The organism is Calderihabitans maritimus, assembly GCF_002207765.1.
GTDB classification, from domain to species: domain Bacteria; phylum Bacillota; class KKC1; order Calderihabitantales; family Calderihabitantaceae; genus Calderihabitans; species Calderihabitans maritimus.
On the sequence record NZ_BDGJ01000053.1, the window covers coordinates 1 to 11,055 of the forward strand.

Annotated in this window: 10 protein-coding genes and 1 other annotated feature; all 10 genes read right to left on the reverse strand. The window is 44.2% G+C overall.

Annotation, left to right across the window (positions count from 1 at the left end):
• Positions 1-58: 58 nt before the first annotated feature.
• Positions 59-3,538: a DNA-directed RNA polymerase subunit beta' gene (gene rpoC / locus KKC1_RS05660; protein WP_088553520.1), complete on the reverse strand. Its 3,480-nt coding sequence runs from the start codon at positions 3,536-3,538 to the stop codon at positions 59-61.
• A 70-nt stretch (positions 3,539-3,608) separates the two neighbouring features.
• Complete coding sequence (rpoB, locus tag KKC1_RS05665) at positions 3,609-7,004, reverse strand: DNA-directed RNA polymerase subunit beta (RefSeq protein ID WP_088553521.1); 3,396 nt, start codon at positions 7,002-7,004, stop codon at positions 3,609-3,611.
• Positions 7,005-7,310: 306 nt separating this feature from the next.
• Entirely contained in the window at positions 7,311-7,688 is a 378-nt protein-coding gene (gene rplL / locus KKC1_RS05670; protein WP_088553522.1) for a 50S ribosomal protein L7/L12, read from the reverse strand.
• 41 nt (positions 7,689-7,729) lie between these two features.
• Entirely contained in the window at positions 7,730-8,251 is a 522-nt protein-coding gene (gene rplJ, locus KKC1_RS05675) for a 50S ribosomal protein L10 (RefSeq protein ID WP_238134216.1), read from the reverse strand.
• 14 nt (positions 8,252-8,265) lie between these two features.
• Positions 8,266-8,406 (reverse strand) — a sequence feature (ribosomal protein L10 leader region).
• A gap of 57 nt (positions 8,407-8,463) precedes the next feature.
• Positions 8,464-9,162, reverse strand: a complete 699-nt coding sequence (gene rplA / locus KKC1_RS05680) for a 50S ribosomal protein L1 (RefSeq protein WP_088553524.1) — start codon at positions 9,160-9,162, stop codon at positions 8,464-8,466.
• Between the two features lie 71 nt (positions 9,163-9,233).
• Positions 9,234-9,659: a 50S ribosomal protein L11 gene (gene rplK, locus KKC1_RS05685; protein ID WP_088553525.1), complete on the reverse strand. Its 426-nt coding sequence runs from the start codon at positions 9,657-9,659 to the stop codon at positions 9,234-9,236.
• 28 nt (positions 9,660-9,687) lie between these two features.
• Positions 9,688-10,212 carry a transcription termination/antitermination protein NusG gene (nusG, locus tag KKC1_RS05690; protein WP_088553526.1) on the reverse strand — a complete coding sequence of 175 codons (525 nt, stop codon included), beginning with the start codon at positions 10,210-10,212 and terminating at the stop codon, positions 9,688-9,690.
• Between the two features lie 61 nt (positions 10,213-10,273).
• On the reverse strand, positions 10,274-10,489 hold the full coding sequence (gene secE, locus KKC1_RS05695) for a preprotein translocase subunit SecE (RefSeq protein WP_088553527.1): 216 nt from the start codon (positions 10,487-10,489) through the stop codon (positions 10,274-10,276).
• Positions 10,490-10,545: 56 nt separating this feature from the next.
• Positions 10,546-10,704 (reverse strand): 50S ribosomal protein L33, encoded by a 159-nt coding sequence (rpmG, locus tag KKC1_RS05700; RefSeq protein WP_428844929.1) that lies wholly within the window; start codon positions 10,702-10,704, stop codon positions 10,546-10,548.
• 267 nt (positions 10,705-10,971) lie between these two features.
• The coding region (locus KKC1_RS17165) for an EF-Tu C-terminal domain-related protein (protein ID WP_202819886.1) at positions 10,972-11,055 on the reverse strand (84 nt) is incomplete at its 5' end.

An 11,055-nucleotide genomic window follows, 5' to 3' on the forward strand; every position in this document is an offset into this window, starting at 1 on the left:
GTTCTCCCTTTTTTCGTCTTCTCCTGCTGCTATGGTAATCTATGGCTTTTACCTAGATTTATTTTACTGCTACAGCACCTTCCCCTTCCCTCGCTTCGGGCGGAATTATTTTTATATTACGGTATCTAGACATACCAGTACCGGCAGGAATCAATTTCCCGATTATCACATTTTCTTTAAGCCCCATTAACAGGTCAACTTTACCTTTGATAGCTGCTTCCGTAAGAACTCGAGTGGTTTCCTGGAATGAAGCAGCAGACAAGAAGGAATCGGTGGCTAGAGAGGCTTTAGTAATACCCAACAAGACCGGCCGGGCAGTACCGGGCCTTCCCCCTAGTTTTTCTACTCGAGCATTCTCATCTTCAAATTCGAATACGTCGTATAAACCACCTGGTAATAAACTGGTATCGCCTGGGTCTTCGACTTTAACTTTTCTCAGCATCTGCCGTATCATAACTTCAATATGTTTGTCGTTGATTTCTACTCCCTGCATGCGGTACACTCGCTGTACTTCCTGGAGCAAGTAAAGTTGTACTCCCCGGACACCTTTTACTTTCAAGAGATCATGAGGATTTATAGAACCTTCGGTGAGTTCATCTCCTGGCTCTACATGCATCCCTTCCTTCACTTTGATCCGAGATCCGTAAGGAACCTGGTAGGAGCGTTTTTCTCCATCCTCACTCACTACCTGAATCTCCTTGCGCCCCTTGCCTTCGCTAATATGCACAATTCCTCCAATTTCAGTAATGACTGCCTGGCCCTTGGGTTTTCTGGCCTCAAATAATTCCTCTACTCTCGGCAATCCCTGGGTAATATCCTCTCCGGCTACCCCACCGGTATGGAAGGTACGCATCGTCAGCTGAGTCCCCGGTTCACCAATAGACTGAGCGGCAATTATCCCGACTGCTTCACCGATTTCTACCGGATAACCGGTAGCTAAATTCCTGCCGTAACATTTTGCACAAACTCCGTAGCGGGTCTTACAAGTGAGAACGGATCGAATGGCTACTTTCGCATTGTAACGTTTTATAGCTTCAATTACTTCTGGTAGCTTATTCTCATCAATTTCTTCATTAGCTTTAACTATGACCTTTCCGGTCTCAGGGTGCACGACATCCTGCAGGGCAAAACGCCCGAGGATTCTTTCTTCCAACCTCTCAATTACTTCATTGCCGTCCCGGAATTCTTCTATAAATATACCTTCGGTTGTACCACAATCCTCCTCCCGGACAATAACATCCTGGGCAACGTCCACCAGACGCCTGGTAAGATAGCCGGAATCTGCCGTCCGCAGGGCAGTGTCGGCCAATCCCTTACGCGCACCGTGAGTGGAGATGAAGTATTCGAGAACGGTCAGCCCTTCCCGGAAGTTGGCTTTTATGGGAAGGTCGATAATTCTTCCGGACGGGTCGGCCATCAAGCCCCGCATCCCCGCCAGCTGGCGAATCTGCTGCACATTACCCCGGGCACCGGAGTGAGCCATCATATAAACAGGGTTGAATTTATCCAATTTCTCCAAAAGTGCTTGAGTTACTCTATCCGTAGTCCGATTCCAGATTCCTATCACTTTTTGATATCTTTCCTCTTCCGAGATTAAACCCCGTCTAAATTGTTGCTCTACTTTCTCAACTTCAGCCTCCGCTTCTTCTAAAATAGCCTGTTTGTTAGTAGGAACATCTATGTCCGTAATTCCAATAGTTATCCCGGCCTTGGTAGCATAGCTGAAGCCCAGTCTTTTAATACCGTCCAACATTTTAGCCGTAGTAGCGTGGCCCAACTCACGATAACAACGGGCTACAATTTCACCCAGCACCTTCTTGTTAACTTCACAATTGTAAAATCCAAGTTCTTCCGGAATAGGAGCTTCCTTATTAAAGATCAGGCGACCAACAGTTGTTTCCACCAGTTCACCATTCATTCTAACCTTGATCTTCGCCTGTAAATCAATTGCCCCGTGCAGATAGGCCAGGTAAGCTTCCTCGTAGTTCAAAAATATTTTACCTTCGCCTTTAGCCCCCGGCTTAATTACCGTAAGGTAATAGCACCCTATAACCATATCTTGCGTAGGAGTAACCACCGGCCGTCCATCTTTCGGGTTGAGAATATTATGGGTCGACAGCATGAGCAGTCGCGCTTCAGCCTGGGCTTCCGCAGATAGAGGAACGTGAACAGCCATTTGGTCTCCGTCAAAGTCCGCGTTGTAGGCCGTACACACCAGTGGGTGTATCTGAAGCGCTCTCCCCTCGACAAGAACAGGTTCAAATGCCTGAATTCCCAAGCGGTGCAGAGTAGGAGCGCGATTTAGCAAAACCGGGTGTTCTTTAATTACTTCTTCCAGAACGTCCCATACTTCATTACGGACCCGCTCCACCATTCTTTTCGCACTCTTAATGTTGTGGGCAAAACCTTTATCTACCAAGCGTTTCATAACGAAGGGTTTAAAAAGTTCCAAAGCCATTTCTTTAGGTAAACCGCATTGGTGCATCTTTAATTCAGGTCCTACTACAATCACGGAGCGGCCGGAATAGTCTACCCTTTTACCTAAAAGATTTTGCCGGAAGCGGCCCTGTTTCCCTTTTAGCATATCGCTTAAAGACTTCAAGGGACGGTTGCCGGGACCTGTGACCGGTCGCCCCCTCCGACCGTTATCTATCAGAGCGTCAACGGCCTCCTGTAACATTCGTTTTTCGTTTCTTACAATAATGTCTGGCGCTCCCAGATCCAGCAATCTCTTTAAACGATTGTTCCGGTTGATAACACGGCGATAAAGGTCGTTTAAATCCGAAGTTGCAAACCGTCCTCCATCCAACTGTACCATGGGCCTGAGTTCCGGCGGAATGACCGGAATTACTTCTAAAATCATCCATTCGGGACGGTTTCCCGATTTCCGGAAGGCTTCCACCACTTCTAACCGCCGTATAGCCCGGACCTTCCGCTGTCCGCTGACTTCTTTGAGCTCTCGCCGAAGTTCCTCCGCTAATTTATCCAGGTCGATTTCCTCTAACAGCTTCTTGATAGCTTCGGCTCCCATACCCGCCTGGAATTTATTTCCATACTTTTCCCGGTACTCCCGGTACTCAGTTTCCGTTAACAGCTGTTTCTTCATAAGCGGGGTTTCCCCCGGATCGATTACTACATAGGAAACGAAGTACAAAACTTTTTCTAAGGCCCGGGGGGACATATCCAGCATTAACCCCATACGGCTGGGGATTCCTTTGAAGTACCAGATGTGGGAGACAGGAGCAGCCAGTTCAATATGCCCCAGGCGTTCCCGGCGAACCTTGGAGCGCGTAACTTCTACCCCACACCGATCACAAACTATTCCCTTATAACGAACCCGCTTATATTTTCCGCAGTGACATTCCCAATCTCTTGTCGGACCAAAAATCTTTTCACAGAACAAGCCATCCCTTTCTGGCTTGAGGGTACGATAGTTGATGGTTTCGGGCTTTTTGACTTCGCCGCTAGACCAGGATCGAATTTGTTCAGGAGAAGCTAAACCGATACGCAAACGATCAAAGTTATTTAAGTCTAACAAAAGCCTCTCTCCCTTCTCCTTGATCGTAAATCCTTAAATACCATTTTCTCATCTCATTTCCAAGGCTTTACTATTGTTCCTCTTCTTCATCGTTCATAAAACCCTCAAGGTTATCTTCTAAAGGAAGTTCTTCTTCCGAAATACCTTCCACATCTTCCTCAGCTTCTTCATAATCCTGCTCCCCTTCTTCATCTTCTTTCTCTTCAACTTTCTCTTCCGTATCGAAGCCCAGTTCTTTCGCCGTATCACTCACGTCTTCTTCGTCTTTTATCTCTACTTCCTCATCTTCTTCCGATAAAACTTTTACATCAAGCCCCAAACTCTGTAATTCTTTAATTAAAACCTTGAATGACTCCGGTACCCCCGGTTCCGGTACGTTTTCTCCCTTAACTATAGCTTCATAAGTTTTAACTCTTCCTACCACGTCATCCGACTTTACGGTCAGGATTTCCTGCAACGTATAAGCCGCTCCGTAAGCTTCTAACGCCCAAACTTCCATTTCTCCGAAACGTTGTCCTCCGAATTGGGCCTTGCCTCCTAATGGTTGCTGGGTAACCAGAGAGTAAGGACCGGTGGACCGAGCATGAATCTTATCGTCTACTAGGTGGGCCAACTTCAGCATGTACAAGTATCCGACCATCACCGGATTGTCAAAAGGTTCTCCTGTTCGGCCGTCATAAAGAATGGTCTTACCATCCTTTGGTAAGTTTGCCCTTTCTAAAGTAGCAAAAATCTCTTCCTCGGTAGCCCCGTCAAATACAGGACTGGCAACATGAATACCCAAGGTTTTCGCAGCCCACCCCAAATGACATTCCAGAACCTGTCCGATATTCATACGAGAAGGAACTCCCAAAGGATTAAGTACAATTTCGATAGGCGTCCCGTCAGGCAGGAAAGGCATATCTTCTTCCGGAAGAATGCGGGAAATAACTCCTTTATTCCCGTGACGGCCAGCCATTTTATCGCCTTCAGATATTTTCCGCTTCTGAGCAACATAAACTCGTACCAGTTGGTTCACACCTGGAGCCAACTCGTCACCATTCTCCCGCGAAAAAACTTTTACATCTACAACTTTTCCTGACTCACCATGAGGAACCCGTAGCGAAGTGTCCCTCACTTCCCTTGCCTTTTCTCCAAATATAGCTCTTAGGAGTCTCTCCTCCGCCGTAAGTTCTGTTTCACCTTTAGGAGTAACCTTGCCCACTAAAATATCTCCCGGACGAACTTCAGCTCCAATTCTGATAATACCTCTTTCGTCCAGATCCTTAAGCACATCTTCTCCTACGTTAGGAATATCCCGCGTAATTTCTTCTGGCCCCAATTTGGTATCTCTAGCATCACATTCATACTCTTCGATGTGAATAGAAGTGAACGTATCGTCTTTTACCAATTTTTCGCTGATCAAAATAGCGTCCTCGTAGTTATAACCTTCCCAAGGCATAAAGGCAACTAAAACATTTCGACCCAAAGCCAGTTCTCCATGGTCAGTGGAAGGCCCGTCAGCAATAACCTGACCTTCCTCTACCCGCTGGCCTTTGGAAACAATAGGTTTTTGATTAATGCAGGTACCTTGATTGGAACGGGCAAACTTAATCAGTTTGTAATGATCGCGTTCCCCATCATCAGTCCTGATAACTATCTCTTGACCGGTAACCCTTTCTACTACGCCAGCACGCTTGGCTAAAACCACGACTCCGGAATCTATAGCTGCCCGCCATTCGATTCCAGTTCCTACTAAAGGAGCTTCTGTTTTTAACAGGGGAACTGCTTGGCGCTGCATGTTAGCTCCCATTAACGCCCGGTTAGCATCATCGTGTTCCAGGAAGGGTATAAGAGACGTAGCTACACTGACCACTTGCTTTGGAGATACATCCATAAAGTCTACTTTGTCGGCTGAAACTACCAAAATTTGACTGCCATGACGAGCATTAACCTTTTTATTTAGGAAGCGCCCTTCCTCATCTAAGGGAGCATTCGCTTGAGCAATGATATATTTATCTTCTTCATCAGCAGATAAATAAACAATTTCGTTGGTTACTACCCCTCTTTCCTTGTCTACCTTCCGGTAGGGAGTTTCTATAAAACCAAATTCATTGACCCGAGCGTAAGTACTTAATGACCCGATTAAACCGATGTTCGGTCCTTCTGGAGTTTCAATAGGACACATTCGCCCGTAGTGGGAATGATGCACATCCCTTACTTCAAACCCCGCCCTCTCCCGACTTAGGCCACCGGGCCCCAGGGCACTAAGCCGGCGCTTATGAGTAAGTTCCGCTAATGGATTTGTCTGGTCCATAAATTGAGATAACTGGCTGCTGCCAAAAAACTCTTTTATAGCAGCTACTACTGGACGAATATTGATCAGAATCTGAGGTGTAATAACATCCACATCCTGAATAGTCATTCTTTCCCGTACAACTCTCTCCATACGAGATAAACCGATACGAAATTGATTTTGCAACAACTCACCAACCGAACGCAAACGCCGATTACCCAAATGGTCTATATCATCGGGTGAAACTTCCCCGTCAATTAGTCTTAATAAATGGCGAACTGTAGCAATAATATCCTCTTTGGTAAGGTGCCGAATATATTGTTGCTTACCGTTCTCTTCTTTATATAGAACTCCATGCTCTAATTTTTTAGCCAGCTTGTAACGCCCTACATTCCCTAGATCGTAGCGCTTGGGATCGAAAAAGAGAGTTTCCAGCAGAGACCTGGCGCTTTCTACAGTAGGGGGCTCGCCAGGACGCAACCTTTTATAAATTTCAACCAGAGCCTCTGCTTCCGAATCTGTATTGTCTTTTTCTAAAGTTAAATTTATCCGGGAATCATTCTCAAAAAGTTGTAATATCTGAGCATTGGTATCATAACCCAGAGCACGTATTAGAACGGTTACCGGCAACTTGCGTGTCCGGTCCACCCTAACATAAATATTTTCATTAACATCAGTCTCAAATTCAAGCCAGGCACCTCGGTTGGGGATAATAGTAGCCCCGTAAATTTTAACCCCACTTGGATCTAATTGCTCGCTAAAATACACACCGGGAGATCTAACCAACTGGCTAACAATAACCCGTTCAGCACCGTTAATAATAAATGTGCCTTTCTCGGTCATTAAAGGAAAGTCACCCATAAAAACTTCCTGTTCTTTTATCTCACCTGTCTCTTTATTTATCAAACGCACTTTTACTCTCAACGGTGCTGCATAGGTTACATCTCTATCTTTGCATTCTTGAACGGAATATTTTGGTGTGCCTAAGGAATAATCAATAAATTCCAAAACTAAATTGCCAGTAAAATCTTGGATAGGAGAAATCTCTTGAAAAATTTCCCTTAAGCCCTCATCCAGAAACCATTGGTAGGAATTTTTCTGAATCTCAATTAAATTGGGCATATCAAGTACTTCTGGGATTTTCGAAAAACTTTCTCTTTTTCTTCGTCCTATATTGCTCGGGCTGGTCATTGACGTCACCCCCAATCAAAATCGTACCCAATCAACGGTTACAAAATCTAAAAGCAAGGTTTGCCATCGAGCATCAACCTCGCTCTAAAGAACAACCACTAATCCCCCTTATCTACCTATTCTTTCCTGCAGAACATACGGATATACATGGACGGTAATTGCTTGATAGTACCCTCAGGATAAATAAGGAATAGCATACCATTTTACAATGTTACCATACACATCCATGTTTGTCAAGAACAAAAAGACACTCTTATTAAAAAGAGTGTCTAAAAATTTTCTACGAGTTTAAGCATTAGTAATATATTATTTTAGCTCAACCGAAGCACCAGCTTCTTCCAACTTAGCCTTAATGGCTTCGGCTTCCTCCTTGCTGACTTTTTCTTTAACCGGTTTGGGGGCTTCGTCTACCAATGCCTTGGCATCTTTCAGCCCTAGGCCGGTAATCTCACGGACCACCTTAATGACATTAATTTTCTTATCGCCAGGAGATGTTAAAATAACATCAAACTCGGTCTGCTCCTCTTGAGCTGCTTCAGCCGCACCTGGCGCAGGAGCAGCGGCCATGGCCACTGGAGCGGCAGCAGTAACTCCAAATTCTTCTTCTAAAGCCTTTACCAGTTCTGCCAACTCCAAAACAGTCATGCCTTTAACAGTTTCAATAATTTCCGCTACTTTAGACATCTTATTTTACCTCCTTAGCAAAAATTATATATTTAGGGGTTTTAAGCTCCCTTTTGCTGCCGAATAGCTTCTAAAACGTATACTAAATTGCGAATCGTACCCTGCAAAACATTGACCAGCCCGTATAAAGGAGCCTGAAATCCGCCCACTGTTTTGGCTAACAGTTCCTCACGCGAAGGCAAATCGGCTAAAGCTTTGATTTTTTGTAGATCGATAACCTTGCCTTCCAATATCCCTGCTTTGATTTCTAGATTGTCGTGTTCCTTCGCAAAATTGGAAAGAATTTTAGCCGGGCTCACCGGATCTTCATAACTGAAGGCTATTGCCGTAGGCCCTTCCAAATAAGGTTCTAATTCTTCCAGCCCTACATCTTTTGCTGCCAGCCAAGTTAAGGTGTTTTTTACAACCTTGAATTCTACACCAGCTTCTCTCAGTTTCGCCCTTAGGTCAGTCATTTCTGCTACATTCAGTCCCCGGTAATCCGTCAAAACAGCAGCACTAGATTGGGACAATTTTTCCTTAAGCTCCTGAACCACCTTTTCCTTATCTAATTTCTTCTTCACTTTTGCACCCCTCCGCATAAAAATAAGAAACCTCCGTAGACATACGGAGGTTAGTAAGCTTTTAACACCTTAAATAGACACCAACCTCGGCAGGCGGATTTCTCCTTTAAGGTCTTTCAACCACCTGCTGTCTACGGTTAGAACTTAATCGTTTTTTATAATCAAGCTGCATTATACCAGAAAATATATTCTGCTGTCAAATTTCCGCAGCTTTATTTTGGTAAGGCCTTTTGGGGATTAATTTTAATTCCCGGTCCCATAGTTGAAGAAACCGAAATGCTTCTCACATACTGCCCTTTAGCAGCCGCAGGTCTAGCTTTTATCAAAGCTTCGATTAAAGCCCTAAAGTTCTCTAACAGCTTCTCCACTTCAAAAGATGCCTTCCCTATCGGAACATGTATAATCCCCGCTTTATCTACTCTAAACTCAATTTTCCCAGCTTTTATTTCCTTAACTGCTCGCGCAACATCCATGGTTACGGTTCCGGCCTTGGGATTGGGCATCAACCCTCTAGGTCCTAGAATACGACCTAATTTTCCTACAATAGCCATGGTATCAGGAGTAGCAACCGCTACGTCAAAATCTAACCAACCTTCTTGAATTTTCTCCACTAGATCCTCTGCTCCTACATAATCTGCTCCGGCCTCTTCAGCTTCTTTAGCTTTTTCTCCTTTGGCAAAGACGAGGACCGTTCGGGTCTTACCCGTTCCATGAGGAAGAACGATGGTTCCTCTGACCTGCTGATCCGCATGACGGGGGTCAACTCCCAAGCGAACCGCTACTTCAACCGTCTCATCAAATTTGGCCTTAGCAGTTTTTTTCACTAGTTCTAAGGCTTCTTGAGGTTCATAAAGAGTCGTTCTGTCCACCAACTTTGAAGCTTCTAAGTATCTCTTTCCACGTTTAGGCATATTCTTACCTCCTCAAGTGGTATTGGCGGAATTAAAATTCCTCCCACTTATTAAAAACACAACAAAAATTTTTAGCCTTCTATTTCAATTCCCATACTCCTAGCCGTACCCTCAATCATTCTCATAGCCGCTTCTATACTCGCAGCATTTAGATCTTTCATTTTCAGCTCGGCAATTTCCCGCACCTGATCGCGGGAAACCTTGCCTACTTTCACCCGGTTAGGCTCACCACTTCCGGTTTCTATACCGGCTGCCTTTTTCAACAGCACTGCGGCCGGAGGGGTCTTGGTAATAAAAGTAAAGGACCTGTCTTCATAAACAGTTATTTCTACCGGGATAATTAACCCGGCTTGAGCCGCCGTTCTCTCGTTAAATTCTTTACAAAAAGCCATAATATTAACGCCGTGTTGTCCCAAAGCAGGTCCAACCGGCGGTGCCGGATTAGCTTTACCTGCCGGAATCTGCAGCTTGATTAATCCTATTACCTTTTTGGCCATATATATCTTCCTCCTTTCACAACAAAATTTAGACCTTTTCTACTTGAGAAAATTCAAGCTCAATAGGGGTTTCTCTCCCAAACATTGAAACCAAAACTTTTACTTTCCCTTTGTCAGGATAAATTTCCTCTACCGTACCTATAAAATTCTCAAAGGGCCCGGTCGTAACTCGCACATTTTCACCCACTACAAAATCAACCTTGGCTCGTGGCTCATCTACTCCCATTTGGCGTAAAATCTGCTTAACTTCCGACGGCTGTAAAGGTATAGGCTTCGAACCACTACCTACAAAACCAGTAACTCCGGGGGTATTACGTACTACATACCAAGAATCATCAGTCATTTTCATCTCGACAAGGACATAACCTGGATAAACTTTCTTTTTAGATACTTTTTTCTTGCCGTTCTTTATTTGAATTTCTTCCTCCATAGGAACTACCACTCGAAAAATCTTATCTTCCATATTCATCGACTCTACTCGTTTTTCCAGGTTAGCCTTCACTTTATTTTCGTATCCTGAGTAAGTGTGAATCACATACCACTGCTTTTCCATAGCCTAAGGGAGCCTATTATTTTAGGCTCCTCACCCCCGTTTCTCAAATTTTTACAACCCCTTATAAAATGAGATCCAACAAAGTACTAAAAATAGAATCCACAACCCAAATAACCAGAGCCACAATAAAGACAGAAACAATAACTACCGAAGTATAGGTGACTAATTCAGACCTCCTCGGCCAATGAACTTTTTTCAACTCATTCCATACTCCGCGAAAGAATTTAGTGGTTCTCTGAAGGAAACTATCCTGTTTGGCAGCATTTTTACTAACCATCTTTCCACTTCCTTAGAAAAAATAAAGATTTTTAATTTTTTACTTCTTAAAATTACTTACCTAGTTTCTTTATGAACTGTATGGGTCTTGCAGCGAGGGCAAAACTTTTTCAGCTCAATCCGGTCAGGATTGTTTCTCTTGTTTTTAGTAGTGGTATAGTTTCTGCTTTTACACTCTGTACATGCTAATGTAATTCCGACACGCACTGCAGCCACCTCCTAGTCGCTTTAACCCGCCCTACATACGGTGATGTTCGGCCAAATGTAATTTTACGCCAACTCAGTACCTTATCTACTTTATCACAATCGGAATAACGTGTCAATAGCGCGGAAATCTACCTCAGTACAATATGGACAATGCCTCTAACTTCTTGACCTTACCACAATAGATACAGTAGGTATAAACAAACAGGCAGGTTACACCTGCCTGTCCAGCAATTTCATCTTAGGCTAAATAAAGCAATTTGATGGTAACCTAAAGACCTACTCAATAATAGAAGTGACCACGCCCGCACCTACCGTGCGGCCACCTTCCCTGATAGCAAAACGTAAACCTTCCTCAATAGC